This window comes from Jeotgalibacillus aurantiacus, from assembly GCF_020595125.1.
GTDB classification, from domain to species: Bacteria; Bacillota; Bacilli; order Bacillales; family Jeotgalibacillaceae; genus Jeotgalibacillus; species Jeotgalibacillus aurantiacus.
Genome location: NZ_JACNMS010000002.1, coordinates 463,079 through 489,294, shown reverse-complemented (window position 1 = coordinate 489,294; position 26,216 = coordinate 463,079). Strand labels below are relative to the sequence as shown.

Annotated in this window: 25 protein-coding genes; all 25 read left to right on the top strand. The window is 44.7% G+C overall.

Annotated elements, in window-relative coordinates:
- Position 1: 1 nt before the first annotated feature.
- Positions 2 to 490, top strand: a complete 489-nt coding sequence (locus tag H7968_RS07235) for a chemotaxis protein CheD (protein WP_227395517.1) — start codon at positions 2 to 4, stop codon at positions 488 to 490.
- A gap of 224 nt (positions 491 to 714) precedes the next feature.
- Positions 715 to 1,482, top strand: coding sequence for a FliA/WhiG family RNA polymerase sigma factor (locus tag H7968_RS07230; RefSeq protein WP_227395516.1), 768 nt, complete (start codon positions 715 to 717; stop codon positions 1,480 to 1,482).
- Positions 1,483 to 1,512: 30 nt separating this feature from the next.
- Positions 1,513 to 1,827 (top strand): hypothetical protein, encoded by a 315-nt coding sequence (locus H7968_RS07225; RefSeq protein WP_227395515.1) that lies wholly within the window; start codon positions 1,513 to 1,515, stop codon positions 1,825 to 1,827.
- A gap of 16 nt (positions 1,828 to 1,843) precedes the next feature.
- Positions 1,844 to 2,335: a DUF6115 domain-containing protein gene (locus H7968_RS07220; protein WP_227395514.1), complete on the top strand. Its 492-nt coding sequence runs from the start codon at positions 1,844 to 1,846 to the stop codon at positions 2,333 to 2,335.
- Positions 2,336 to 2,486: 151 nt separating this feature from the next.
- Positions 2,487 to 3,203 carry a 30S ribosomal protein S2 gene (rpsB, locus tag H7968_RS07215; protein WP_134371784.1) on the top strand — a complete coding sequence of 239 codons (717 nt, stop codon included), beginning with the start codon at positions 2,487 to 2,489 and terminating at the stop codon, positions 3,201 to 3,203.
- 92 nt (positions 3,204 to 3,295) lie between these two features.
- Entirely contained in the window at positions 3,296 to 4,177 is an 882-nt protein-coding gene (gene tsf / locus H7968_RS07210; protein WP_227395513.1) for a translation elongation factor Ts, read from the top strand.
- Between the two features lie 84 nt (positions 4,178 to 4,261).
- Positions 4,262 to 4,984, top strand: coding sequence for a UMP kinase (pyrH, locus tag H7968_RS07205; RefSeq protein WP_134371780.1), 723 nt, complete (start codon positions 4,262 to 4,264; stop codon positions 4,982 to 4,984).
- 2 nt (positions 4,985 to 4,986) lie between these two features.
- Complete coding sequence (gene frr / locus H7968_RS07200; protein ID WP_134371778.1) at positions 4,987 to 5,544, top strand: ribosome recycling factor; 558 nt, start codon at positions 4,987 to 4,989, stop codon at positions 5,542 to 5,544.
- A 226-nt stretch (positions 5,545 to 5,770) separates the two neighbouring features.
- The gene (locus tag H7968_RS07195; RefSeq protein ID WP_227395512.1) at positions 5,771 to 6,565 is read left to right on the top strand and encodes an isoprenyl transferase; all 795 of its coding nucleotides are present in this window, start codon (positions 5,771 to 5,773) and stop codon (positions 6,563 to 6,565) included.
- A complete protein-coding gene (locus H7968_RS07190; RefSeq protein WP_227395511.1) occupies positions 6,562 to 7,350 on the top strand; it encodes a phosphatidate cytidylyltransferase in 789 nt (262 codons plus the stop codon). The genes H7968_RS07195 and H7968_RS07190 overlap by 4 nt, the downstream gene beginning before the upstream one ends.
- Positions 7,351 to 7,362: 12 nt before the next feature.
- Positions 7,363 to 8,514: a 1-deoxy-D-xylulose-5-phosphate reductoisomerase gene (gene dxr / locus H7968_RS07185; protein WP_227395510.1), complete on the top strand. Its 1,152-nt coding sequence runs from the start codon at positions 7,363 to 7,365 to the stop codon at positions 8,512 to 8,514.
- Between the two features lie 91 nt (positions 8,515 to 8,605).
- The gene (gene rseP / locus H7968_RS07180; protein WP_227395509.1) at positions 8,606 to 9,862 is read left to right on the top strand and encodes an RIP metalloprotease RseP; all 1,257 of its coding nucleotides are present in this window, start codon (positions 8,606 to 8,608) and stop codon (positions 9,860 to 9,862) included.
- A 59-nt stretch (positions 9,863 to 9,921) separates the two neighbouring features.
- Positions 9,922 to 11,640 carry a proline--tRNA ligase gene (locus tag H7968_RS07175; protein WP_227395508.1) on the top strand — a complete coding sequence of 573 codons (1,719 nt, stop codon included), beginning with the start codon at positions 9,922 to 9,924 and terminating at the stop codon, positions 11,638 to 11,640.
- Between the two features lie 114 nt (positions 11,641 to 11,754).
- Positions 11,755 to 16,068: a PolC-type DNA polymerase III gene (locus H7968_RS07170; RefSeq protein WP_227395507.1), complete on the top strand. Its 4,314-nt coding sequence runs from the start codon at positions 11,755 to 11,757 to the stop codon at positions 16,066 to 16,068.
- 135 nt (positions 16,069 to 16,203) lie between these two features.
- Positions 16,204 to 16,674 (top strand): ribosome maturation factor RimP, encoded by a 471-nt coding sequence (gene rimP, locus H7968_RS07165; protein ID WP_227395506.1) that lies wholly within the window; start codon positions 16,204 to 16,206, stop codon positions 16,672 to 16,674.
- Between the two features lie 25 nt (positions 16,675 to 16,699).
- Complete coding sequence (gene nusA / locus H7968_RS07160) at positions 16,700 to 17,824, top strand: transcription termination factor NusA (RefSeq protein ID WP_227395505.1); 1,125 nt, start codon at positions 16,700 to 16,702, stop codon at positions 17,822 to 17,824.
- A gap of 15 nt (positions 17,825 to 17,839) precedes the next feature.
- Positions 17,840 to 18,118: an RNase P modulator RnpM gene (gene rnpM / locus H7968_RS07155; protein ID WP_227395504.1), complete on the top strand. Its 279-nt coding sequence runs from the start codon at positions 17,840 to 17,842 to the stop codon at positions 18,116 to 18,118.
- Positions 18,115 to 18,423 (top strand): YlxQ family RNA-binding protein, encoded by a 309-nt coding sequence (locus H7968_RS07150; protein ID WP_227395503.1) that lies wholly within the window; start codon positions 18,115 to 18,117, stop codon positions 18,421 to 18,423. Before rnpM ends, H7968_RS07150 begins: the two co-directional genes overlap by 4 nt.
- A 13-nt stretch (positions 18,424 to 18,436) precedes the next feature.
- Positions 18,437 to 20,617: a translation initiation factor IF-2 gene (gene infB, locus H7968_RS07145; protein WP_227395502.1), complete on the top strand. Its 2,181-nt coding sequence runs from the start codon at positions 18,437 to 18,439 to the stop codon at positions 20,615 to 20,617.
- On the top strand, positions 20,617 to 20,895 hold the full coding sequence (locus tag H7968_RS07140) for a DUF503 domain-containing protein (protein ID WP_227395501.1): 279 nt from the start codon (positions 20,617 to 20,619) through the stop codon (positions 20,893 to 20,895). Before infB ends, H7968_RS07140 begins: the two co-directional genes overlap by 1 nt.
- 37 nt (positions 20,896 to 20,932) lie before the next feature.
- Positions 20,933 to 21,277 carry a 30S ribosome-binding factor RbfA gene (rbfA, locus tag H7968_RS07135; protein ID WP_227395500.1) on the top strand — a complete coding sequence of 115 codons (345 nt, stop codon included), beginning with the start codon at positions 20,933 to 20,935 and terminating at the stop codon, positions 21,275 to 21,277.
- Between the two features lie 89 nt (positions 21,278 to 21,366).
- Entirely contained in the window at positions 21,367 to 22,287 is a 921-nt protein-coding gene (truB, locus tag H7968_RS07130) for a tRNA pseudouridine(55) synthase TruB (protein WP_227395499.1), read from the top strand.
- Between the two features lie 14 nt (positions 22,288 to 22,301).
- Entirely contained in the window at positions 22,302 to 23,258 is a 957-nt protein-coding gene (locus H7968_RS07125; RefSeq protein WP_227395498.1) for a bifunctional riboflavin kinase/FAD synthetase, read from the top strand.
- A 187-nt stretch (positions 23,259 to 23,445) separates the two neighbouring features.
- A complete protein-coding gene (gene rpsO / locus H7968_RS07120; RefSeq protein ID WP_039808972.1) occupies positions 23,446 to 23,715 on the top strand; it encodes a 30S ribosomal protein S15 in 270 nt (89 codons plus the stop codon).
- Between the two features lie 141 nt (positions 23,716 to 23,856).
- Positions 23,857 to 25,977 carry a polyribonucleotide nucleotidyltransferase gene (gene pnp, locus H7968_RS07115; RefSeq protein WP_227395497.1) on the top strand — a complete coding sequence of 707 codons (2,121 nt, stop codon included), beginning with the start codon at positions 23,857 to 23,859 and terminating at the stop codon, positions 25,975 to 25,977.
- Positions 25,978 to 26,216 lie beyond the last annotated feature (239 nt).

The following is a 26,216-nucleotide window of genomic DNA, read 5'->3' as shown; positions in this document are numbered from 1 at the left end:
AATGCTTAAGGTTGGAACCGTCATAAAAATTGGCATTGCAGATTCGGGTGTAGCAGAGCCGCCGGATAAAATACGCACATCCGGACTCGGTTCATGTGTAGGTGTGATCCTATACGATGAACGCTCAAAAAAAGCGGGCTTGCTTCACGTTATGCTCCCTGATTCTGCTTTGGCAAGATCCGGAGAGATCAATCCTGCAAAGTTTGCTGACACGGGAGTCAGTCATCTGATTAAACAAATGGGACTTCCGGCAACCCGCCTAAAGGCAAAGATTGCCGGAGGTGCTCAGATGTTTCAGTTTTCCACTCAGAAAGATACGATGAGAATCGGGCCGAGGAATGTTGAAGCTGTAAAAGCTGAATTGAAAAAGTTGAATATCCCAGTAGTCAGTGAAGACACAGGGGGCAGCAGTGGACGTACGATTGAGTTTGACCCTGTCACATACCAGCTGTCTGTTCGTACTGTCAATGTAGGGGAAAAAATGATCTGATGGTTCTTTGTCATGAATTATCAACGCTATCATTTGAAAAGCAGACTCAATATGGGTCTGTTTTTTTCATCTGTGAATTGATTTGGGGAAGTTGGTGAAACAGCCACAATAAAGAGTTATTTGAGGCCTTTAGAACCAGTCTCTTTTTTAAAATGTCTAAACACAAGTCATCCTCCTTTTGATATAATGGAAAGTATATATTATCAGTCTAAAGGAGGATCCTCATGAGTCAGGCAGCGACAGACCTTGAAAAACATTATTGGCAGATGTGGACAGCCTCCAGAGATGCATATGCAGGTGATATGCTCGTTCAGCGATACATGCCATTGGTGCAATATCATGTACAGCGTATCAGTGCTGGTCTTCCGAAAAATGTTTCACGTGATGACATCAAAAGCCTGGGCTTGATGGGACTGCTGGATGCCCTTCAAAAATTTGATCCGGCTAGAGATCTGAAATTCGATACGTATGCTTCCTTCAGAATCCGCGGTGCCATCATTGACGGATTGCGAAAAGAGGATTGGATGCCAAGGTCCGCACGGGAAAAAGCCAAAAAAGTAGAATCAGTGATTGAAGAGCTGGAGCAGAAATCACTTCGTCATGTGGAACCGGATGAAGTGGCTGCAGCACTGGACGTTCCGGTTGAAGAGGTTTATCAGATCACGCAGGAGCATTTGTTTGCCAACGTTCTCTCGATGGACGAGCATGCCACGGAAGAAGACGGTGAAACAGCTGCTTTTACGATTAAGGATCGTAATTCGGTGCTGCCAGAAGAGCAGCTCGTGAAAAATGAGCTGATTGAAGATCTGGCACAAAAGATTGGTCAGCTGAATGAAAAGGAACAGCTGGTCATCAGTCTGTTCTACACAGAAGAGCTTACCCTCACCGAAATTGGAGAGGTCATGAATTTATCAACATCACGGATTTCCCAGATTCATTCAAAATGTCTGTTTAAACTGAGAAAGCTCCTCGTTGCAGAATACCAATCCTGAGGAGGAGTTTTTTGAAAGGGAGCGTGCTGTATGGCATTTAAAGTCATCAGTTTACAAATGTCCATTCCAAAAACAATTGAAGCCGGACGATCCGCCGATCAGCAGCAACAGCAGAATGCAGTCACACAAAGCCAGCTCGCAGCACTTGCTGAAAAGGATCTTTTACGAAAGCGGGCATCCGTAAACCGCTATGGGGAAAGTGAAAAAGCAAAACTTAATAAGCAGAGCGCGGGAGAATTTTCTGATCAGTCTCAGGAAACTGAAAGGCCGGAAGTGAAGGGAAAACATGAGTCGAAAAAAGATCACCATCCTTTTAAAGGAAGAAGAGTCGATTTTTCGGGCTGATGATTAAGGAGACATTATGATTTTATTTTTACTCATTCTATCGTTACTATTTAATATTGCTGCATTTTTATCGATCTACCTGCTGTTTATGAGGCAGAACCGGCTCATAGACAAGGAAATACAGCATGAAAGGGCATTAAATGAAATTGAACAGACTTTTACTGCCTATCTGCTTGAGATAAAAGAAGAAAATGACGTGTTCCTCAAACAGTTTGAAACACTACAATCAAAGCAGGCTGTAAAGGCAGCTGCTCAGCCTGCCAAAGCCGTAAAGCAGACTGAGCAGGAAGTGTCAGGGTCACTCATTAGTAAAACGGCAAAAAAAATGGCGGTGTCCTCTTATCAATCATCCCGGCCGCAGGAAACGCTGCCTTCTGAAAAGACACCTGCTGAACAGGCCGTTTTGCTTAAACAGCAGGGTCTGAGCATCGCTGACATTGCCAAAAAGCTGAATAAAGGAAAAACGGAAGTAGAACTGATGATTAAGTTCAGTCAAAACGCAAAATAACTGCTTGCTGATGACTCTGCTGTGTGGTATAGTAATTAACGGTGTTAATACACACGCTTCGTGATTTGGCGAATTGGTGCTGCCGGACTGGCAGTTTTCGACTTAAACATGACCGGGGCGGAGGAGAAAACCATAAGGAGGAACTAACACTATGTCAGTTATTTCAATGAAACAATTGCTTGAAGCAGGTGTTCACTTCGGACACCAGACTCGTCGCTGGAACCCAAAAATGAAGAAGTATATCTTCACAGAGCGTAACGGAATCTACATTATTGACCTTCAAAAGACGGTTAAGAAAGTAGAAGAAGCTTACAAGTTCGTGAAAGAAGTATCTGCTAACGGCGGAGAAGTTCTTTTCGTAGGAACGAAGAAGCAGGCTCAGGAGTCAGTGAAAGAAGAAGCAGAACGTGCAGGTCAGCACTTCATTAACCAGCGCTGGTTAGGTGGAACGCTTACTAACTTCGACACAATCCAGCTTCGTATTAACCGTCTTAAGAAAATCGAAAAGATGGAAGAAGATGGTACATTCGATGTACTTCCAAAGAAAGAAGTCGTTCAGCTTAAGAAAGAATATGAGCGTCTTGTAAAATTCCTTGGCGGAATCAGAGATATGAAGAAGCTTCCTGATGCACTATTCATCATCGACCCACGTAAAGAGCGCATCGCGGTTGCGGAAGCACGTAAACTGAACATTCCAATCGTAGGTATTGTTGATACAAACTGTGATCCGGATGAAATCGACTACGTAATCCCTGCAAACGATGATGCAATCCGTGCAGTAAAACTTCTTACTTCTAAAATGGCTGATGCGATTCTTGAATCAAAGCAGGTTGAAGAAGAGGAAGAAGAAGCAGTAGCTGCTGAGTAATGTATAGCTGAAAAGGTGATAAGCGGGAACTTCCCTTATCACCTTTTTTAAAGGAATAAAATGAATTTATATAATCCAAGGAGGAACAATTCATGGCTATTACAGCACAAATGGTTAAAGAACTACGCGAAAAAACAGGCGCAGGTATGATGGACTGCAAAAAAGCACTTCAGGAAACAAATGGTGACATGGACCAGGCAGTAGACTTCCTTCGTGAAAAAGGAATCGCTAAAGCTGCTAAGAAAGCAGACCGTATCGCTGCTGAAGGTCTAACTTTTATCAAGAGTAACGGTAATGACGCAGTTATTCTTGAGCTTAACTCTGAAACAGACTTCGTTGCGAAAAATGAAGGATTCCAGTCTCTTGGAAACGAGATCGCTGATCACCTTCTAGCTACAAAGCCTGAAACGACAGAAGCTGCTCTTGAAACAACAATGTCAAATGGATCAACTGTAGCTGATTACATTACTGCTGCTGTTGGTAAAATTGGTGAAAAGATCAGCCTTCGCCGCTTTGCAATCCGCACTAAAGGCGAGAACGCAGCATTTGGTGAATACCTGCACATGGGTGGACGTATCGGCGTTCTTTCTGTTGTGGAAGGTACAACTGAAGAGCAGGTAGCAAAAGATGTAGCGATGCATGCTGCTGCCCTTAATCCAAAATATGTTTCACGTGACCAGGTTTCTCAGGAAGAAGCTGATAAAGAGCGTGAAATCCTTACAAAACAGGCACTTGAAGAAGGCAAGCCGGAAAATATCGTTGCTAAAATGGTTGAAGGCCGTCTGAACAAGTACTTCGAAGAAATCTGTATCGTTGATCAGCCATTCGTTAAGAATCCTGACCAGAAGGTACGTGATTTCCTTGCTTCAAATAGTGCACAGCTTACGGATTTCGTTCGCTATGAAGTTGGAGAAGGAATTGAAAAGCGCCAGGACAACTTCGCTGACGAAGTAATGAGCCAGGTTAAAAAGTAATAGCTGTTACACAGCATGATTAATGAGCGGGGACACTTTGTGTTCCCTCTTTTTTGGAAAAAATGAACCATACGGGAGGATTCTATGAGTAATTCAAGATACAATCGAGTGGTGTTAAAGCTTAGTGGAGAAGCACTGGCAGGTGAAGCGGGATTTGGCATTCACCCACCCATCATTAAATCAGTCGCTGAACAGATTAAGGAGCTATCTGATCTTGGGGTAGAAGTAGCGGTTGTAGTAGGTGGAGGAAATATCTGGCGTGGCAAGATTGGCAGTGAAATGGGCATGGACCGTGCATCTGCTGATTATATGGGCATGCTTGCGACGGTGATGAATTCATTGGCCCTGCAGGATAGCCTTGAAAACCTTGGCGTTCAGACACGCGTTCAAACATCAATTGAAATGCGTCAGGTGGCAGAACCTTATATTCGCAGAAAAGCCATTCGACATCTTGAGAAAAAGCGTGTTGTGATCTTCGCAGCAGGCACGGGGAATCCTTATTTCTCAACTGATACAACAGCGGCCCTCAGAGCAGCTGAAATTGAAGCAGAAGTGATTCTGATGGCAAAGAACAATGTTGACGGCGTTTATTCCGCTGACCCGAAAGTGGAGCCGGCAGCAGTTAAATATGATGAACTGTCATTTTTAGATGTATTAAAAGATGGTTTAGCGGTAATGGATTCAACCGCTTCGTCATTATGTATGGACAACGACATTCCACTCATAGTATTCTCGATTATGGAGAATGGAAATATTAAACGTGCTGCTCTTGGTGAATCCATCGGCACAATTGTTAGGGGGAAATAATAATGGCACAGGAAACAATTAATCAGACAAAAGAGAAAATGACAAAAGCAATTCAGGCTTTTTCACGTGAATTGGCTTCGATTCGTGCAGGCCGCGCGAGCGCTTCGCTTTTAGACAAGATTACGGTTGATTATTATGGAGCACCTACACCGATTAACCAGATGGCATCAATTTCTGTACCTGAAGCCCGACTTCTTCAGATTACACCTTATGATAAGACTTCATTAGGAGATATTGAAAAAGCGATTCAGAAGTCAGATCTTGGCCTGAACCCGGCTAATGATGGTACTTTAATCCGTATTATGATTCCTGCTCTGACTGAAGAGCGCCGTAAGGAACTGGCAAAAACGGTTAAAAAAGAAGCGGAGGATGCGAAAGTAGCGGTGCGAAATATCCGCCGTGATGCAAACGACGACCTTAAAAAGCAGGAAAAAGCGGGAGACATCACAGAAGATGATCTGCGCGGATACAGCGATGATGTTCAGAAAATGACTGATGAGCATATCGTGAAAATTGATGACCTGGCGAAAGCGAAAGAACAGGAAATCATGGAGGTTTAAGCAGTCCTTTTTAAGGGATAGCTTGACATCCATTTTGTCATCAAATAGGATAAGAAAAGCCCTCTACGATGTAGGGGGCTTTATTAATGTTCTGAGTGTCGTATATTTGCCGCCATGAAGCCCCCGGAAATCTGTCAATTTTCACGGGATGGATAACACGCGGCAGGAAATATTTGATATGATAAGAAAAGCATGAATTATGCCATTAAAGTATGGGGGATGTACAATGCTCGATAAAATGAAAATATGGAAGTCCACGAAAGAGCCGGACACCCTTGATGAAAGAATAGAAGAGTGTAAATCTTATAAGATACCTGATCATATTGCAATCATTATGGATGGGAATGGTAGATGGGCGAACAAAAGGGCTCTTCCCCGCATCGCAGGCCATCATGAGGGAATGAAGACAGTAAGGCCGATCACCCGCCTGGCAAATCGGCTTGGTGTGAAAGCATTGACTCTATATGCTTTTTCGACTGAAAACTGGATCCGTCCCAAGATGGAAGTAGATTATCTGATGAAGTTACCGGAAGAGTTTCTGGGCACTTTTTTACCGGAGCTTGTGGAAGAAAACGTTCAGGTTCAAATGATGGGTGAACGTTCACAGATTCCCAAACACACATTAAAAGCGGTTGATAAGGCCATTGATGCGACTAAAAACAATACAGGTCTTGTGTTGAATTTCGCGTTAAACTATGGAAGCCGTTCTGAAATCCTGCAGGCAGCAAAGTCTTTTGCTGTGAAAGTGCAAAACGGCGAATGCTCCATTGATGAACTCGATGATGAGCAGTTCTCTTCATTGATGATGACACATCATCTGGGTGATCCGGACCTGATGATTCGAACGAGTGGTGAAATTCGTCTGAGTAATTTTATGCTTTGGCAGCTTGCCTACGCTGAGTTCTGGTTCACTGATGTACTTTGGCCGGATTTCAGCGAAGAACATTTAATTGAAGCCATTGAATCTTACCAGAAGCGTTCCAGAAGATTTGGCGGACTAAAAAGTGAGGAATCTCAATGAAACAGAGAATTATAACAGGTTTAATTGCGGCCGGTTTGTTCGTTCCGGTTGTGCTGATAGGGGGCATTTTATTTGAAATTGGCGTTTACTTAATTGCGACGATTGCGCTCTATGAAGTGCTCAGAATGAGATCGATCCAGTTCCGCTCCATTCCAGGTGCGATCTCCATGATTACTCTCTGGACTTTTCTTCTGCCGGATGAATATTATGAAGTATTGAATATGCTGAACTATTCAAAGATCGAGATGGCGCTGTTATCAGTGCTGCTTCTTCTCGTGTATACTGTTTTAAAGAAAAACCGCTTTACTTTTGACGATGCAGCATTTGCTGTTTTCGCCATGCTGTATGTCGGTATCGGTTTTTACTATTTTATTGAAACAAGAAGTGCCGATCTTTTATGGATCGTCTTTGCGTTACTGATTATCTGGACAACGGATTCAGGTGCCTATTTTATCGGTAAATCAATGGGTAAAAAGAAATTGTGGCCGGATATCAGCCCGAACAAAACGGTTGAAGGTTTTGTAGGAGGCATTGTCAGTGCAGTGGTTGTGATTCTGATCTTTTCACTTGTTGCGCCACTTGGGACGCCGATTTGGTATCTCCTGCTTGCAACCGTTATATTATCTGCATTCGGACAGATTGGTGACCTTGTTGAATCAGCGTTAAAACGCCATTATGGTGTAAAGGATTCAGGGAACATTCTTCCTGGTCATGGCGGACTGCTGGACCGCTTTGACAGTTTGTTATTTGTCCTGCCGCTTATGCATATCCTGCAACTTATCTAACAGGAGGTTAAGATGAAGACAATTTCATTAATGGGAGCATCCGGTTCAATCGGACTTCAAACGCTGGATGTAATCAGGGAGCATCGGGATACTTTCTCCCTGACTTCTTTTTCAGTTGGAAAGAATATAAACGAAGCAAGAAAAATGATTGAAGAGTTTAATCCATCCTTCGTCTCTGTACAGACAGAGGAGGATGCAGAAAAACTTAAAAGCGAATACATAGGAAAAATAGATGTTTACTTCGGCACTGAAGGACTTGAAGCAACAGCTGTTGATCCAAAAGCGGACATCCTTGTTAACGCGGTCATGGGAAGTGTGGGGCTCGGACCAACGCTGAAAGCCATTGAGGCTGGCAAAACGATTGCCATTGCCAATAAGGAAACACTTGTGACAGCAGGTCATCTTGTTATGAAAGCTGCAAAAGAGCACCAGGTTACACTGCTGCCTATTGACAGCGAGCACTCAGCTATTTTTCAGGCTCTGCAGGGAGAAAATAGTAAAAATATTGAGCGGCTTGTTGTAACTGCATCCGGAGGCAGCTTCCGTGACCTGAACCGGGAAGAATTAAAGGCTGTGACGGTTAAAGATGCGCTGAATCACCCAAACTGGAGTATGGGGTCAAAGATTACGATTGATTCCGCGAGCATGATGAATAAAGGGCTTGAAGTCATTGAAGCGCACTGGCTTTTTGACCTGCCATATGATCAGATCGATGTACTGCTGCATAGAGAAAGCATTATTCATTCAATGGTGGAATTTCATGACAGCTCAGTCATCGCGCAGCTTGGAACCCCGGATATGAGGGTGCCGATCCAATATGCACTGAGTTATCCTGACAGGCTCACACATCCTAAAGGAAAGCGTCTGAGACTTGAGGACATTGGAAAGCTTCACTTTGAAACGATGGATTTGGAGCGTTACCGCTGTCTCGCCTTTGCTTATGAAGCAGGAAGGGCAGGAGGGTCAATGCCTGCTGTTATGAACGCGGCGAATGAAGCAGCAGTCGCACTGTTTCTGAATGAAAAAATTTCATTTCTTGATATTGAAAATCTGATTGAGGAGTCAATGGGGGCTCATCAGGTCATTCAAGACCCGGATTTAGAGACGATTTTTGAGTTGGACAAGGAAACGCGTTCAAGAATTCTTTCGAAATTTAAGAGCTGAAACATTCCCCCACTTTTTTAGAACGTGCTACAATGATGTAAAGTCCTTTATGTAAAAGGTGCATTTAACAAATAAAAAGGTGGTTATGACGATGAATACAGTCATCGCGTTTATCATAATTTTCGGGGCGCTTGTGTTTTTCCATGAGCTTGGTCACTTTGTGTTTGCCAAGCGGGCCGGCATTCTTTGCCGTGAGTTCGCCATTGGAATGGGCCCAAAAGTTTTAGCTTTCCAAAAGGGAGAGACAAAATATACACTGCGACTGCTGCCGATTGGCGGTTATGTCAGAATGGCCGGGGAAGACCCGGAGATGACCGAGCTTAAACCCGGATTCCGTGTAGGTCTTGTTTTGAACCGTGACGAAACCGTTGAGAAAATGGTATTGAATAATAAAGACCGTTACCCTGACCTTCGCGTTATCGAGGTTGCAGAGGCGGATCTGGAACATGAACTGTTTATTAAAGGTTACGAAGAAGGAGAAGAAGAATTGCAGACCTTCTCCGTTTCGGAAAAAGCTGTATTTGTCGAAGATGGAGTCGAAGCACAAATTGCTCCATGGAATCGCCAGTTCAATTCAAAAAAATTGAGCCAGCGTTTTATCACCATTTTCGCAGGTCCTGCAATGAACTTCATTCTGGCGTTTCTTATTTTCACCCTGATCGGGCTGTTGCAGGGGATCCCGTCTGACGAACCGGTGCTTGGTGATATTGTAGAAGGCGGTGCTGCCGCTGAGGCTGGTCTCCTTGAAGGCGACCGCATCGTTGAAATTGAAGGGCAGTCGATCAGTCAGTGGACCGACCTAACCCAGACCGTTCAGCAGTATCCGGGTGAAGAAATCACGATCGTTTTTGAACGTGATGGAACAGCTTCGGAAGTTCAGGTGACGCCGGAAGCCATCGTATCCGGTGATATGGAAATGGGCAGAATCGGTGTTTACAATCCGGTTGAAAAAGCGCCGTTAAAGGCAGTGGCTGTTGGGGCAGAGGAAACATATGCGACAACTTTATTGATCTTTAACGCTTTAGGAGACCTGATTACAGGACAGTTTTCCATTGATGATTTAGCAGGACCGGTTGGTATTTATGAAGTAACTGAACAGCGTGCAGCATTCGGTGTATACAGTCTGATGCACTGGGCCGGGCTTCTAAGTATTAACCTTGGTATTATGAACCTGCTACCGTTACCGGCACTCGACGGTGGACGATTGATGTTCTTCGGACTGGAGGCGCTGAGAGGAAAACCGGTTGACCGTCAGAAGGAAGGTATGGTGCACTTTGTCGGTTTTGCACTGCTTATGCTTCTGATGATCGTTGTAACATGGAATGATATTCAACGATTCTTTTTATAAGAAAAGGATAAATGACACAATTACAAATTAACTGCAGATAAAAATAGAGGTGCTTATTGATGAAACAAAGCCAGACGTTAATTCCAACATTAAAGGAAATCCCTTCAGAAGCTGATGTCAAAAGTCATCAGCTCCTTTTACGGGCAGGATATATCAGACAGAATGCCAGCGGAATTTATTCGTTTTTACCGCTTGGGAAAAAAGTTCTTCAGAAGGTAGAAGCGATCGTGCGTGAAGAAATGGATGCAGCAGGTGCTGTTGAAATGCTGATGCCCGCTCTTCAGCCTGCTGAATTATGGGAAGAGTCCGGCAGATGGGCGACATACGGTCCTGAATTAATGCGTTTGAATGACAGACATGACCGAGAGTTCGCGCTCGGTGCAACGCATGAAGAAATGATTACCAGCCTTTTAAGAGACGAGGTCAAGTCTTATAAACGTCTGCCACTCACGCTTTATCAAATTCAGACTAAATACCGCGATGAGAAACGTCCAAGATTTGGTCTGCTTCGCGGCCGTGAGTTTTTAATGAAGGATGCATATTCCTTCCATAATTCCCAGGAAAGCCTCGATGAAATGTATGACCGCCTGTTTCAGGCATATCAGAATATTTTCCGCCGCTGCGGACTGAATTTCAGAGCTGTTCTGGCTGATTCAGGAGCAATCGGAGGGAAGGATAACCACGAATTTATGGTACTTTCAGAAATCGGTGAAGACACGATTGCCTATTCAGATTCATCTGATTATGCTGCAAACCTTGAAATGGCAGCTGTGAACACACAGTATGACAAGCGTTCGCACAGCGGGAAAGAAGCTGAAAAAGTGGCTACCCCTGATCAGAAAACGATTGCGCAGGTAGCGGATTTCTTCGGTATCTCAGCTGAGGAAACCGTAAAATCCATGCTGTTTATGGTGGATGAAAAGCCGGTGCTTGTATTAGTTAGAGGCGATCATGAAGTAAATGATGTGAAAGTTAAAAATGCAGTGGACGGTAAAGTGGCAGAGCTTGCAACGGAAGAGGAAACAGTCCTTTATATGGGCGTAGAGCCAGGTTTTGTCGGTCCCGTAAAAGTTTCTGACGAAGTGACAATTATTGCTGATCATGCTGTTGAGTCAATGGGTGATATTACGGCCGGAGCCAATGAAGACGGCTATCATTACACACATCTTCAGGTTGGCAGAGACTTTTCGATCACACAATACGCTGATCTGCGCTTTGTTGTTGAGGGTGACCCTTCACCGGACGGAAATGGTGTCATTCAATTTGCGCGTGGCATTGAAGTCGGTCACGTTTTCAAACTAGGTACTGTTTACAGTGAGCCGATGGGTGCGACTGTACTTGATGAGAACGGCCGTGCAAAACCGATGATCATGGGCTGTTACGGTATTGGTGTTTCCCGTACGCTTGCAGCAATGGCTGAACAATTTAATGATGAAAATGGCTTAATCTGGCCGGTTAATATCGCACCATATGACGTTCATCTGATTGCTGTCAACATGAAGGACGAAAATCAGGCTCAAATGACAGAAGAGCTTTATAAGCTACTGTCGGACTATCGCTACCAGATCCTGATGGATGACCGTGCTGAGCGTGCAGGTGTTAAATTTGCTGATTCGGACCTTATTGGTCTGCCGGTACGTATTACAGTTGGTAAACGCGCTGCTGAAGGTATTGTGGAAGTGAAAATACGTCACTCAGGTGAAACCCATGAAGTTCAGAAAGAGGAATTAACGGACAAACTCCAGGAGATTTTCCGTCAGCTTTCAAATGAATCATAATGATGAGATGTCATAGAAAGGATACGCTTATCCTTTACATATGACTGTTAAACTTTTAAAACGAAGGCTGGTGCGACCCGTACCAGCCTTCAGTGTCTGAAAGGGAGGAAAACCATGAGTGCAGATCTCTCAAAAAAGGATAAATTCCGACTGCTGCTGACTCAGCTCAACCTTACCGGTGATATGCATATGAAGCATTTTGAAGGAGCGGAAATTGAAAAGCTTTCGGTACATAAAAAGGAGAAAAAGTGGCATTTTACGTTCCGCTTTGATCAGGTGATTCCTTGTACACTAATGAAAGAGTTCTCTTCCCGTCTCATTTCCTCATTCAGTCATATCGCAAGTGTTACATTCTCCGTTAACCTTGATCAGGCAGAATGGACAGATGAACAGATCCTTGATTACTGGGAGGTTTGTCTTGAAGAGCTTCAGGGCATTGCACCACCACTCCTTAAGCTCTTGACCGGACAAAAGCCGGTGATCAACGGGAAAAGGCTGACGATCCATGTTTCAAATGAAACAGAAGGCATGCAAATAAAAAATAAATATGCGGATATTCTTTGTGATGCTTATGCAAAATGGGGGTTTGGCCAGCTCCAGCTGCAAACAGAAGTAGCTGCCGGCCAGTCCGATGAAGAGTATCAGGCATTTGTAGAATCAAAGAAAAAAGAAGAAGAAGAATGGGCCAAGCAGGCACTTGTTGAAATGCAGAAAGTGGAGGACCAGAAAAATGCAGCAGAATCTCATTCGGGTCCTGTTGCAATCGGATATTCCATCAAGCCGGATGAGCCGGTCGCAATCAAAACCATTCAGGAGGAAGAACGTAAAATTGCCATTCAGGGTCTCGTGTTTGATGCAGAAGTGAAAGAGCTCAGAAGCGGGCGTTCCCTGTTGACCTTTAAAGTAACGGACTATACAGATTCAATACTTGTCAAAATGTTTTCCCGTGACAAGGAAGACGCTGCGATCATGAATCAGCTGAAAAAAGGGATGTGGGTCCGTGCGAAAGGGTCTATTCAAAACGATACATTCGTAAGAGATCTCGTGATGATCGCGCAGGATGTTATGGAAATTCAGCCTGATCTCCGTCAGGACACAGCACCGGATGGAGAAAAACGGGTTGAGCTTCATCTTCATACACCGATGAGTCAGATGGATGCTGTTTCATCAGTGTCATCACTCGTTTCCCAGGCGAAAAAGTGGGGTCATAAAGCAATTGCCATCACGGATCATGCGGTTGCCCAGTCATTCCCTGAAGCTGCAGCTGCCGGAAGTAAAAATGATATTAAAATCTTATACGGCGTGGAAGCAAATCTCGTCGATGACGGCGTACCGATTGCATACAATGATGCAGACCGCGATCTTGAAACAGAAACGTATATTGTATTTGACGTGGAGACGACAGGTCTGTCTGCGGTGTACGATAAAATTATAGAGCTTGCAGCAGTGAAGATGAAAGAAGGCGAGATTATTGACCGTTTTGAACGGTTTGCCAATCCGCACCACGCACTATCAGCGACAACGATTAATCTGACAGGTATTACGGATGATATGGTGCGCAATGCTCCGGAGATTGAAGAGGTACTTGGTGATTTCAAAGAGTGGTGTGAGGATCATACCCTGGTTGCCCACAACGCTTCATTTGATATGGGCTTTTTAAACGTAGGTTATATACGTGCAGGAATGGAGCGGGCGAAAAACCCGGTTATTGACACGCTGGAACTTGCGAGACTGTTACATCCTGAAATGAAAAACCACCGTCTAAATACACTCGCCAAAAAGTTCGATGTGGAACTGACCCAGCATCACCGCGCAATCTATGATGCTGAAGCGACAGGTTACATCCTAGCGAAGCTATTAAAGAAAGCGAAAGAAAAAGAGATTACCAATCATAATCAGCTGAATGATTATATGGGGCAGGGTGATGCTTTTAAACGGGCCCGTCCGAGTCATATCACTCTTTTGGCGCAGGATCAGGAAGGGTTGAAAAATTTATTCAAGCTCGTGTCAATTTCACATATTGACTATTTTTACCGCGTTCCGAGAATCCCAAGATCTCTTCTCCAAAAACACCGTAAAGGTCTGCTCGTCGGTTCTGCCTGTGATAAAGGAGAAATTTTTGAAGGCATGATGCAGAAATCGCCTGAAGAGGTTGAGGAGATTGCAGGATTCTATGATTACATTGAAGTTCAGCCCCCTGCAGCCTACAGTCACCTGATTGAGCTTGAGCTGGTGCGGGATGAGCATAATTTGAAGGAAATCATCAAAAAAGTGGTGGAGCTGGCAGATAAAATGGAACTGCCGGCAGTTGCAACGGGGAACGTTCATTATTTAAATGAAAACGATAAGATCTACAGGGAAATCCTGATCTCGTCACAGGGTGGAGCAAACCCGCTGAACCGTCATAACCTGCCAGACGTGCATTTCAGAACAACCAACGAAATGCTGGATGCTTTTTCATTTCTCGGGGCTGAGAAAGCCAAAGAGATTGTCGTGACGAACACGAATAAGGTTGCTGATATGGTCGGAGATGTGACGCCGATTAAAGATGAGCTATTCACACCTAAAATTGAAGGCGCAGATGAAGAAATGCGTAAGATGAGCTATGATATGGCGCGCAGCATCTACGGGGATGATCTTCCTGAAATTGTTGAAGCCCGGCTTGAAAAAGAATTGAAGAGTATCATTGGTCACGGGTTTGCCGTTATCTATCTGATTTCACACAAGCTTGTTAAAAAGTCACTCGTTGACGGGTATCTCGTTGGATCGCGGGGATCTGTCGGATCGTCATTTGTCGCAACGATGACAGAAATTACAGAGGTAAATCCTCTTCCGCCGCACTATGTATGTCCTGAATGTAAAAAATCAGAGTTTTTCAATGATGGTTCTGTCGGATCCGGATTTGACCTTGAGGACAAAAACTGCCCTGATTGCGACATTCCGTATGTCAAGGACGGTCAGGATATTCCGTTTGAAACGTTCCTTGGGTTTAAAGGAGATAAAGTGCCGGATATTGACCTGAACTTCAGTGGTGAATACCAGCCGGTTGCCCATAACTACACGAAAGTTCTGTTTGGTGAGGAATACGTGTATCGTGCCGGAACGATTGGAACGGTTGCCGATAAGACGGCATTCGGTTATGTAAAAGGATATGCCGGCGATCGCAACCTTCATTTCAGAGGAGCGGAGGTGGAGCGGCTCGCGAGCGGCTGTACCGGTGTTAAACGGACAACGGGGCAGCACCCGGGTGGAATCATCGTTGTGCCGGATTATATGGATATTTACGATTTCTCTCCTATCCAGTTCCCGGCAAACGCGAGTGAATCCGAATGGAAAACGACCCATTTCGACTTCCACTCCATCCACGATAATTTATTAAAGCTTGATATTCTCGGTCACGATGATCCGACTGTGATCCGGATGCTTCAGGATTTATCAGGTATAGATCCTAAAACGATTCCGACTGACGATCCTGAAGTGATGAAGATTTTCAGCGGGACGGAATCTCTTGGTGTCACCCAGGATCAGATTTTGTGTAAAACAGGAACGCTCGGCATACCGGAGTTTGGAACACGGTTTGTTCGTCAGATGCTTGAGGATACGAAACCGACGACGTTCTCTGAACTCGTACAGATCTCAGGGCTGTCGCACGGAACGGACGTATGGCTAGGCAATGCCCAGGAACTGATTCATAACGGGATCTGTGAGCTGTCTGATGTAATCGGATGCCGGGATGACATTATGGTTTATCTCATTTACCAGGGACTTGAGCCTTCTCTTGCGTTTAAAATTATGGAGTTTGTGCGTAAAGGTAAAGGATTAAATCCTGAGTGGGAAGAAGACATGAAAAATAATGGGGTTCCCGACTGGTACATTGATTCCTGTAAAAAGATCAAATACATGTTCCCGAAAGCACACGCAGCAGCCTACGTGCTGATGGCAGTAAGGATCGCCTATTTTAAGGTCCATCATCCGATTCTTTATTACGCGGCTTACTTTACCGTGCGTGCAGAGGATTTTGATCTTGAAGCGATGGCAGCCGGTTCACAGGCGATAAAGGCAAAAATCGAGCTGATTAATTCAAAAGGTCTCGATGCTTCTCCGAAAGAGAAAAATCTGCTGACAGTCCTTGAGCTTTGTCTCGAGATGTGTGAGCGTGGATATTCCTTTAAACAGGTCGATCTGTATAAATCAGATGCAAAAGAGTTCAAAATCGAGGGAAATTCACTGATCCCGCCGTTTAATGCAATCCCGGGCCTTGGTACGAATGCCGCGATTAACATCGTGGAAGCACGAAAAGGCGGAGAATTTCTGTCGAAGGAGGATCTTCAGAAGCGTGGGAAAGTGTCGAAAACGATTCTTGAATACCTCGACTCTCAAGGATGCCTTGAAGGGCTGCCGGATCAGAACCAGCTTTCTCTGTTTTAGAGCATTTGCACGGGTTCGCAATATATGGTATTATAATTTCGGAAATGTTTTAGATAACTCTGACGTCAAAAGAGTGGGTGCCGCCCGCTCTTTTGTGTTGTTTCAGGCATTTTTCAGAGATGATGGAGGAAACAGATGAGTAAAATTACTGAACTAACAGAGCAGCTGGCAGAGCCTATCCTGAAAGATATGAACCTTGAACTCGTTGATGTTGAATTTGTGAAAGAAGGCTCAAGCTGGTTCTTACGAGTATTTATTGACAAGGAAACCGGTGTGGATATTGAAGAATGTGGCCAGGTGAGCGAGCGGTTAAGTGAAAAGCTTGATGAACTCGATCCGATTCAGCAAAATTACTTTCTGGAAGTTTCATCACCGGGTGCCGAGCGGCCTCTGAAAAAAGAAAAAGACTTTCATAATGCTGTTGGGAAACAGGTCTTTGTAAAGACTTATGAACCAGTTGAAGGCTTTAAGGAAATCGAAGGCGTGCTCGATGAATATGATGGACAGAGCCTGACCGTAACCATGACCATTAAAACGAGAAAGAAACAAATAACGGTTCCAAAGGAAAAAGTGGCAAAAGCCCGTCTTGCGGTAACCTTTTCTTAAGGACCAAATGAAAGGAGAGTCTTAGATGAGTACAGAATTACTGGATGCGCTGACGTATCTGGAAAAAGAAAAAGGAATTGACAGAAACGTCTTGATTGAAGCGATTGAAGCAGCTTTAGTATCTGCATACAAACGCAACTTCAACCAGGCGCAGAATGTCCGCGTGGATCTTAATCTTGATAACGGGTCAATGCGTGTTTTTGCAAGAAAAGAAGTGGTGGATGAGGTATTTGATTCACGACTCGAAATCGCTGTTGCTGATGCGCAGGAAATTGCTCCTTCCTATGAGGTTGGGGATATCGTTGAGCTTGAAGTAACGCCGCGTGACTTCGGGCGCATTGCTGCCCAGACAGCTAAGCAGGTCGTAACGCAGCGTGTCCGTGAAGCAGAGAGAGGTATTATTTATACTGAATTTGTTGATCGTGAAGACGATATTATGACGGGGATTGTGCAGCGACAGGATCACCGCTTCATTTACGTGGCGCTTGGAAAGATTGAAGCATTACTGCCTTTAAATGAGCAAATGCCGAATGAATCCTACAAACCGCACGACCGTATTAAAGTGTATATCACGAAGGTTGAGCGTACGACGAAAGGCCCTCAGATTTTTGTATCAAGAACACATCCGGGTCTTTTGAAGCGTCTGTTTGAAATTGAAGTACCTGAGATTTTTGACGGTACCGTTGAGATCAAATCCGTTTCCCGTGAAGCCGGAGACCGTTCGAAGATTTCCGTACACTCAGATAACGAAGAAGTCGATGCAGTCGGTGCATGCGTAGGTTCAAAAGGTGGACGAGTTCAGGCGATTGTCAATGAGCTTAAAGGCGAAAAAATTGATATCGTAGAATGGTCTGAGGATCCTGTTGTATTCGTAGCAAACGCCCTCAGCCCATCTAAGGTTGTAGACGTTCAGGTGAACGAAGATGAAAAGGCAACGACGGTAATCGTTCCGGATTACCAATTATCCCTTGCAATCGGTAAGCGCGGTCAAAACGCACGTCTGGCTGCCAAGCTGACGGGCTGGAAGATTGATATTAAGAGTGAAACAGATGCCCGCGAGATGGGCATTTATCCACGGGATGACCAGCCTTTGTTCTCAGAGGATGAAATGGACAATTCTTTTCATTATTCAGATGACGACATCGAATAAGGGAGAGCGGATACCTTGACTAAAAAGCGTAAAGTTCCATTAAGAAAATGTGTAGCAACGAATGAAATGAAAGATAAAAAAGAGATGATCCGCATCGTCCGTTCAAAAGAGGGCGAGGTATCCATTGATCTGACCGGGAAAAAATCCGGCAGAGGAGCGTATGTTTCGAAAGATAAAGACGCAATTTTAAAGGCTAAGAAGAAAAATATTCTTGGCACCCACCTGGAAGCAGAAGTCAGTCCTGAACTATATGAGGAACTGCTGATGCTGGTGGACGCAGGAGACCCGAAATGAGCCAGTCCAAATGGATGTCTCTTCTGGGCCTTGCAACTCGGGCAGGAAAAGTGATTTCCGGTGAAGAATTAGTGGTAAAAGAAATCAGGAGCAATAAAGCAAAGCTTGTTCTTCTTTCAGAAGATGCTTCTTTGAACACTACAAAAAAAGTAACGGATAAGGCAGCTTACTATCGCGTTCCTGTGAGAAGGGTAGAAGACCGCTACCTGCTAGGACAGCTGATTGGTAAAGATGCCAGAGTTACGGTGGCAGTTCTTGATAAAGGATTCGCCGAAAAGCTGATAACACTGCTCGATGAATCTTAACGGGGGTGAACGAATGAGTAAAGTACGTGTTCATGAATATGCAAAAAAACAAAATGTTTCCAGCAAAGATGTGATTGATAAGCTGAAGACAATGAATATTGAAGTAAAAAATCACATGGCAACATTGGAAAATGATGTGATTACAAAGCTTGACCAATCGTATAACGGAAAGACTGCAGAAAGTAAGCCAAAACCTGCAGGTAATCAGACTCAAAGTCGTCCACAGGGACAACAGAATCGTCCGGCTGGACAGCAAAACCGCAGTGGCGGACAGCAGAATAACCGTGGCCGTGGCGGACAGGGACAAGGTCAGGGACAGGCAAATAATAAAGGCCGTGGCGGTCAGCGTCCAGGGAACCAGCAGAACCGTGGTGGTAAAAACAACCGTGGTCAGAAAAACAAACCTGCTTTCCAACCAGCGCCTCCTAAGCAGAAGGAGCTGCCGGAAAAAATCACTTTTGTTGAATCTTTAACCGTCGCTGAACTTGCGAAGAAGCTGCACCGTGAACCTTCTGAAATTGTGAAGAAACTGTTCATGCTTGGTGTGATGGCAACGGTAAATCAGGAACTTGATAAGGATTCAATTGAACTGATTTGTGCAGACTATGGAGTAGAGGTTGAAGAGGAAATTTTAATTGATTCTACGGACCTTGAAACGTATTTTGAAGAGGAAGTAAATGAGGAAGACCTGGTTGAACGTCCATCAGTCGTAACGATTATGGGTCACGTTGACCATGGTAAAACAACACTACTTGACTCAATCCGTAAAACAAAGGTTACGGAAGGCGAAGCAGGCGGTATCACGCAGCACATCGGTGCCTACCAGGTTGTCAATGAAGGCAAGAAAATTACGTTCCTTGATACACCGGGACACGCTGCTTTCACAACGATGCGTGCACGCGGAGCGAAGGTAACGGACATTACGATTCTTGTTGTCGCTGCAGATGACGGTGTTATGCCTCAGACGGTTGAAGCGATCAATCACGCGAAGGCGGCAGAAGTGCCAATTATCATTGCGGTGAATAAAATGGATAAACCATCTGCAAATCCTGACCGTGTGATGCAGGAGCTGACAGAACATGGTCTTGTACCTGAAGCGTGGGGCGGAGATACGATCTTCGTACCGGTTTCGGCATTAAATGGTGAAGGAATTGACAGCCTGCTTGAAATGATTCTGCTCGTTACAGAAGTGGAAGAATTAAAGGCCAATCCTAAACGCCGTGCAATGGGAACTGTCATTGAAGCAGAGCTTGATAAAGGCCGTGGATCTGTTGCCACACTGCTCGTTCAGGATGGAACGCTTCGCGTTGGAGATCCAATCGTAGTAGGAAATACCTTCGGCCGCGTTCGTGCCATGGTTAATGACCTTGGTCGTCGCGTGAAAGAAGCGGGACCTTCTACTCCGGTAGAAATTACGGGTCTGAATGATGTACCTCAGGCCGGTGACCGTTTTGTCGTATTCGAAGACGAAAAGACTGCCCGTTCAATCGGTGAATCACGTGCCCAGCAGGCGCTTCAGGCTCAGCGTGGTGAAAAATCACGCGTTTCCCTTGATAATCTGTTTGAACAGATGAAACAGGGCGAAATGAAGGAACTGAATGTGATTGTAAAAGGTGACGTACAGGGCTCTGTTGAAGCCGTTGCAGCATCCCTTCTCAAGATTGATGTAGAAGGGGTTAACGTTAAGATTATCCATACAGCTGTAGGTGCCATTACAGAATCAGATATTACTTTAGCTGCTGCATCAAATGCGATTGTCATCGGGTTTAACGTTAGACCAGATGCAAATGCCAAGCGTGCTGCTGATGCTGAGCAGGTGGATGTACGTCTCCACAGAATCATTTACAAAGTTATCGAAGAGATTGAGTCTGCGATGACAGGTCTACTTGATCCTGAATACGAAGAAAAAGTAATCGGTCAGGCTGAAGTTCGTCAGACGTTCAAAGTTTCTAAAGTCGGTACGATCGCAGGAAGCTATGTGACAGAAGGAAAGATCACCCGTGACAGCGGCGTGCGTCTGATCCGCGACGGTATCGTTGTATTTGAAGGAGAGCTTGATACGCTCAAGCGCTTCAAGGACGATGCTAAAGAAGTCGCTAAAGGCTATGAGTGTGGTATCACGCTTAAGAATTATAATGATGTAAAAGAAGGGGACATTTTTGAAGCGTTTATCATGGAAGAAATTAAACGCTGATGATTGTCAGGGCAGAATGTGAATTTCATGTGCCTGATTCCCATTCCCTGAAAGAAAAGAGATCCGTGTTAAAAAGGGTCCTTACAAGGGTAAAACAAAGATATAATATTTCCGCTGCAGAAATTGATCATCAGGACACATGGCAAAGATCATTGATTGAACTCGTTTCAGCAGCAGCTGATTATAGTGCTGCTGAAAAAGAAGTTCAGCGGGCCATATCCTATTTGGAGTCATTTCCTGAGTGGGAGCCCGTGTCGTGTTATGTAGAGCGTCTGTAGAGGAAATAAATTTCCTTACGTAAAGAGGTGGAGTGTTATGTCATTACGCTCAAATCGTGTCGGGGAACAAATGAAAAAAGAACTCGGCGATATCATCGGACGCAAAATAAAAGATCCAAGAATCGGATTTGTCACTGTAACGGATGTTGAGGTTACAGGTGACCTTCAACAGGCAACGGTGTACATCACGGTGCTTGGAGATGAAGAACAGCGTGAAAATACGCTTCGCGGTTTAGTGAAAGCAAAGGGCTTTATCCGTTCAGAAATCGGACAGCGAATCAGACTTCGCAAAACGCCTGAGCTGCTGTTTGAATTCGATGAGTCAATCGAAACAGGTAACCGGATTGAATCTCTGATCCGCGACCTGAAAGAGCGCGAATAATGTTAAAGCAGGCAGAATCTTTCTGCCTGCTTTTCAAATTGTTTTATTAACTTACATAATCAACTATAAATGCGGCTGGGGGATTAAAGATGAATGGTATTCTTCCTTTATGGAAAGAGGCTGGGATGACGTCTCATGATTGTGTGTTTAAAGTGAGAAAGATATTACGGACAAAAAAAGTGGGTCATACAGGCACCCTTGATCCGGATGTAGACGGAGTGCTGCCGCTTTGTATCGGAAGAGCAACGAAGATTGCAGAATATGTGACGGATGCCGGTAAATCCTACAGAGCGGATATCGTCATTGGGGAGTCAACTGAAACAGAAGATGCATCAGGTGAATTGGTTGAAAAAACAGATGTTGATGAAGCCATTTCTCTGTCGGCTATATTAAATGTGGCTGAATCACTGACAGGCGAGATTGAGCAGATTCCGCCAATGTATTCTGCAGTGAAGGTAAACGGGAAGAGGCTTTATGAGTATGCTCGGGCAGGACAGGTGATTGAACGGCCATCAAGAAAAGTCTCGATCCATTCAATTATTATTGACGATGAGACACTTGCGTGGGACGAAGAGAAGAAAACATTTTCTTTTTCAGCTGATATTGTGTGCGGTAAAGGCACCTATATCCGGACACTTGCGGTGATGTTTGGAGAGCGGCTTGGTTATCCTGCACATATGAGCCGTTTAACAAGGACATCCTCTGCATCATTTAAGAAGGAGCATTGCCTGACACTTGAAGAACTCGCGCAAAAACTGACTGAACAGTCAGCTGATGACCTTCTGCTGCCTCTTGAAATGGGGCTCTCCGGATTGAAGATGCTCGTCGTTAGTGATAAAGTTGCAAGTAAAGTGAAACATGGAGCAGTGCTTCCGGTGCCTTCCGGCTGGACGGGAGAAGAAGGAGAACCTGTTGCGGTTTATCACAACAATGAAGCGTTAGCTATTTATCAACTTCATCCTACAAAGTCAGGGCTGATTAAACCTGTAAAAGTCATCTTCACGGGGTGAGAAAGGATTAATTTATGAAAGTATATACTCTTCATCATCCACATGAGCTTGTAAAGGAAGAACTGCCGAAGCTGTCGATTGCACTCGGCTTTTTCGACGGTGTACATAAAGGGCATCAAAAGGTCATTCAGACCGCTGTCGATTACGCAGCGCAGCACAGATTAAAAAGTGCAGTCATGACATTTGAACCTCATCCCTCCATTGTACTCAGTTCCAAAAAGGATCCGGTCAGACTGTTATCAACACTTTCTCAAAAGCTTGAAAAGATCAGGCATCTCGGAGTCGATTATGTTTTTGTTGTCAGGTTCACATCGGCTTTTGCAGGTCTTGAACCCCAGCAGTTTGTCGACCAGTACCTGATTAACCTGAATGTCGTCCACGTGACGGCAGGATTTGATTTTTCCTACGGCAAAATGGGGAGAGGGAAGATGGATACACTCCCTTTTCACTCCAGAAATGCCTTTACCTCAACAATTGTTGAAAAGCAGGAGCTCAGTGACGAAAAGATCAGTTCAACCCGTATCCGTCAGTTAATCGGGGATGGTGAAGTACAGGCAGCAGCAGAATTGCTCGGAGAGGAATATATCACTGAGGGAAGTGTGATTCACGGTGAGAAACGCGGCCGGAAAATCGGTTTCCCTACTGCAAATATCTCATATGATCCGGTTGGTATGATCCCATCACCAGGTGTTTACGCTGTTCAACTGCACGTATTAGGCCGCTGGCATGACGGGGTGTGTAATATTGGGTACAAACCGACCTTTAATGATCCGGGCTCATCAGCATTGTCTGTTGAAGTTCATCTCTTTGATTTCTCTGAGAGCATTTACGGGGAAGAAGTAAAAGTTAAATGGGTCAAAAGAATTCGCAGTGAGAAAAAATTCGACGGGATCGATTCACTTGTCCGTCAGATTTCCCTTGATAAGGATTCTGCGATCGAACTGTTCAGGGAGCGGAATAAGAAGTCCTGACCAGTTTTGATAAAGGTTGCATCAGCCTGCGCGTCCCAATCAGCTGATTTTACCCGGACTATTGCAGACCGTGACTGTCTATGATAGTATATTGATGTATGACATGAACCTTTGCTTGGCATTCCGGTGACTCCGCCGTATGCTCGGTAACAGGGGATTTAAAAATATTTTTAGGAGGGCTATACAAATGGCTATTACACAAGAACGCAAGAACGAAATCATTCAGGAATTCCGTACACACGAAGGAGATACAGGATCTGTAGAAGTACAGGTTGCGATTCTTACTGAAGACATCAACAACCTGAACCAGCACCTTCGTACACACAAGAAGGACCACCATTCACGCCGCGGACTGTTCAAAATGGTTGGACGCCGCCGTAACCTGTTGACTTATCTTCGTAACAACGACGTAGCTCGTTACCGCGAACTGATCAACAAACTTGGCCTTCGTCGATAAGAATGAATGCAGAGATGAAAAGCGGGACTTGTCCCGCTTTTTTATTAGGATAAAATTTTTATGTAAATACATAGCGAAACCATTGCACAAGCTAGTAAGAAGTAATTCTTTCCTATGTTCAGAGCAGAAAGGGGTTTATTTATGGATCAGACAAAACAGGTTTTTTCTACAGACTGGGCCGGCCGTAAACTGACAGTTGAAGTCGGACAGCTTGCAAAACAGGCAAGCGGAGCAGCGCTTATCCGCTACGGGGATACCGTGGTGTTAAGTACGGCTGTAGGATCAAAAGAGCCGAAACCGCTGGATTTTTTCCCGCTTACCGTTAACTATGAAGAACGTATGTATTCTGTCGGAAAAATTCCGGGAGGATTTATCAAAAGAGAAGGACGTCCAAGTGAGCGTGCTGTATTAACAAGCCGTCTTATTGACCGTCCGATCCGCCCGCTTTTCCCGGACGGATTCCGTAACGATGTTCAGATTATGAGCATGGTCATGAGTGTGGACCAGGACTGCTCATCTGAAATGGCTGCTATGCTCGGATCATCATTATCACTTTGTGTATCCGATATTCCGTTCGGTGGTCCGATCGCAGGTGTGATGGTCGGTCTGATTGATGGTGAATTCATTATTAACCCGTCAATTGAACAGCAGAACAAAAGTGAAATGGAACTGATTGTTGCCGGAACAAAGGATGCCATCAACATGGTAGAAGCCGGAGCTTTTGAAGTACCGGAAGAAAAAATGCTTGAGGCAATCATGTTCGGTCATGAAGAAATTAAAAAGCTGATTGCATTCCAGGAAGAAATCGTCGCTGCATGCGGTAAAGAAAAGCGTGAAATTACGCTTGCTGAACTGGATGCTGACGTTGTAAGCCGCGTTCAGGAAATGGCAGGAGACAAAATGGTTTCCGCTGTTCAAACGCAGGAAAAGCACGCACGTGAAGAAGCCATTTCAGCAGTAAAAGAAGAAGTACTGGCTGTCTTCGAAGCGGAAGAAGCAGAAGAAGCTGTGATCAAGGATGCTAAAAAAGCACTTGATAAGATGGTCAAGGAGGAAGTTCGCCGCCAGATCACCCAGGATAAAATCCGTCCTGATGGCAGACGTCCTGATGAGATTCGTCCACTTGCTTCTGAAGTGGGAATGCTGCCTCGTACACACGGTTCAGGCCTTTTCACCCGCGGACAGACTCAGGCAATGAGCATCGCTACACTTGGTGCTTTAGGAGATGTTCAGATTATTGATGGACTTGGCGTGGAAGAGTCAAAACGCTTTATGCATCACTATAACTTCCCGCTGTTCAGTGTCGGTGAAACAGGTCCGATCAGAGGACCGGGCCGCCGTGAAATCGGTCACGGTGCACTCGGTGAGCGTGCGCTTGAAAAAGTACTGCCAAGTGAAAAGGATTTCCCATATACGATTCGTCTTGTATCAGAAGTGCTTGAATCAAACGGTTCAACTTCACAGGCAAGTATCTGTGCGAGTACACTTGCCATGATGGACGCAGGAGTTCCGCTTAAAGCGCCGGTTGCCGGAATTGCGATGGGGCTTGTTAAATCCGGTGAGGACTACACCATTTTGACTGATATTCAGGGAATGGAAGACTTCCTTGGAGACATGGACTTTAAAGTAGCTGGGACGGCGAAGGGTGTTACAGCTCTTCAAATGGATATTAAGATTGACGGACTTACAAAGAACATTCTTGAAGAGGCACTGACTCAGGCGAAAGAGGGAAGACTTCACATTCTGAATTCCATGCTTGAGACTATCAGCGAGCCTAGAAAAGAGCTGTCAGAGTATGCACCGAAAATTATCCAGCTTTCTATTAATCCTGATAAGATCCGTGACGTCATCGGACCAAGCGGTAAAACGATCAATAAAATTATCGAGGAAACAGGCGTTAAGATTGATATTGAGCAGGATGGAACAGTCTTCATTGCATCTGCAGATTCAGCGATGAATGAAAAAGCAAAACAGATCATTGAAGACATGGTACGTGAAGCGAAAGTCGGTCAGAACTACCTCGGTAAAGTTAAACGCATCGAGAAGTTCGGTGCTTTTGTGGAAATCTTCAGCGGCAAGGATGGACTCGTTCACATTTCCGAGCTTCAGGAAGAACGCACAAACAAGGTGGAAGACGTATTATCCCTTGGTGACCAGATTGAAGTAAAAGTAACGGAAATCGATAACCAGGGACGTGTAAACCTTTCCCGTAAAGCTGTTTTGAAAGAGCAGAAAGAAAGAGAAGAACAGGCAAAATCTTAATCCATCAGGATATTTTTCAGGATTGCGGAGAGCGTCTGCTTTTCGTTCGGCTTATCAATTGAGAATAAGAGGGCGGGACACAACTCCATCAGAGTTTTGTCCCGCCCTCTTTCTATGTACAATCTGCTAATGAAAAGACTAAATGAGTGAAAAAATCATTCAAAAGTAGTAAAATGCTAACGTGAGTCCATCGAATAGCAGGATGGCTGAAAATAGGCAGTAAATGATAGTAGGAGATG

What these genes read in the sequence shown, in the direction of transcription:
- tsf (WP_227395513.1), top strand. Translation starts at nt 3,296, where the DNA reads ATGGCTATTACAGCACAAATGGTTAAAGAACTACGCGAAAAAACAGGC.
- nusA (WP_227395505.1), top strand. Translation starts at nt 16,700, where the DNA reads ATGAGTACAGAATTACTGGATGCGCTGACGTATCTGGAAAAAGAAAAA.
- rpsO (WP_039808972.1), top strand. Translation starts at nt 23,446, where the DNA reads ATGGCTATTACACAAGAACGCAAGAACGAAATCATTCAGGAATTCCGT.
- H7968_RS07175 (WP_227395508.1), top strand. Translation starts at nt 9,922, where the DNA reads ATGAAACAAAGCCAGACGTTAATTCCAACATTAAAGGAAATCCCTTCA.
- pnp (WP_227395497.1), top strand. Translation starts at nt 23,857, where the DNA reads ATGGATCAGACAAAACAGGTTTTTTCTACAGACTGGGCCGGCCGTAAA.
- dxr (WP_227395510.1), top strand. Translation starts at nt 7,363, where the DNA reads ATGAAGACAATTTCATTAATGGGAGCATCCGGTTCAATCGGACTTCAA.
- H7968_RS07220 (WP_227395514.1), top strand. Translation starts at nt 1,844, where the DNA reads ATGATTTTATTTTTACTCATTCTATCGTTACTATTTAATATTGCTGCA.
- H7968_RS07140 (WP_227395501.1), top strand. Translation starts at nt 20,617, where the DNA reads ATGATTGTCAGGGCAGAATGTGAATTTCATGTGCCTGATTCCCATTCC.
- H7968_RS07170 (WP_227395507.1), top strand. Translation starts at nt 11,755, where the DNA reads ATGAGTGCAGATCTCTCAAAAAAGGATAAATTCCGACTGCTGCTGACT.
- infB (WP_227395502.1), top strand. Translation starts at nt 18,437, where the DNA reads ATGAGTAAAGTACGTGTTCATGAATATGCAAAAAAACAAAATGTTTCC.
- H7968_RS07125 (WP_227395498.1), top strand. Translation starts at nt 22,302, where the DNA reads ATGAAAGTATATACTCTTCATCATCCACATGAGCTTGTAAAGGAAGAA.
- H7968_RS07190 (WP_227395511.1), top strand. Translation starts at nt 6,562, where the DNA reads ATGAAACAGAGAATTATAACAGGTTTAATTGCGGCCGGTTTGTTCGTT.
- rimP (WP_227395506.1), top strand. Translation starts at nt 16,204, where the DNA reads ATGAGTAAAATTACTGAACTAACAGAGCAGCTGGCAGAGCCTATCCTG.
- frr (WP_134371778.1), top strand. Translation starts at nt 4,987, where the DNA reads ATGGCACAGGAAACAATTAATCAGACAAAAGAGAAAATGACAAAAGCA.
- H7968_RS07225 (WP_227395515.1), top strand. Translation starts at nt 1,513, where the DNA reads ATGGCATTTAAAGTCATCAGTTTACAAATGTCCATTCCAAAAACAATT.
- rpsB (WP_134371784.1), top strand. Translation starts at nt 2,487, where the DNA reads ATGTCAGTTATTTCAATGAAACAATTGCTTGAAGCAGGTGTTCACTTC.
- H7968_RS07235 (WP_227395517.1), top strand. Translation starts at nt 2, where the DNA reads ATGCTTAAGGTTGGAACCGTCATAAAAATTGGCATTGCAGATTCGGGT.
- pyrH (WP_134371780.1), top strand. Translation starts at nt 4,262, where the DNA reads ATGAGTAATTCAAGATACAATCGAGTGGTGTTAAAGCTTAGTGGAGAA.
- H7968_RS07150 (WP_227395503.1), top strand. Translation starts at nt 18,115, where the DNA reads ATGAGCCAGTCCAAATGGATGTCTCTTCTGGGCCTTGCAACTCGGGCA.
- H7968_RS07195 (WP_227395512.1), top strand. Translation starts at nt 5,771, where the DNA reads ATGCTCGATAAAATGAAAATATGGAAGTCCACGAAAGAGCCGGACACC.
- rseP (WP_227395509.1), top strand. Translation starts at nt 8,606, where the DNA reads ATGAATACAGTCATCGCGTTTATCATAATTTTCGGGGCGCTTGTGTTT.
- truB (WP_227395499.1), top strand. Translation starts at nt 21,367, where the DNA reads ATGAATGGTATTCTTCCTTTATGGAAAGAGGCTGGGATGACGTCTCAT.
- H7968_RS07230 (WP_227395516.1), top strand. Translation starts at nt 715, where the DNA reads ATGAGTCAGGCAGCGACAGACCTTGAAAAACATTATTGGCAGATGTGG.
- rbfA (WP_227395500.1), top strand. Translation starts at nt 20,933, where the DNA reads ATGTCATTACGCTCAAATCGTGTCGGGGAACAAATGAAAAAAGAACTC.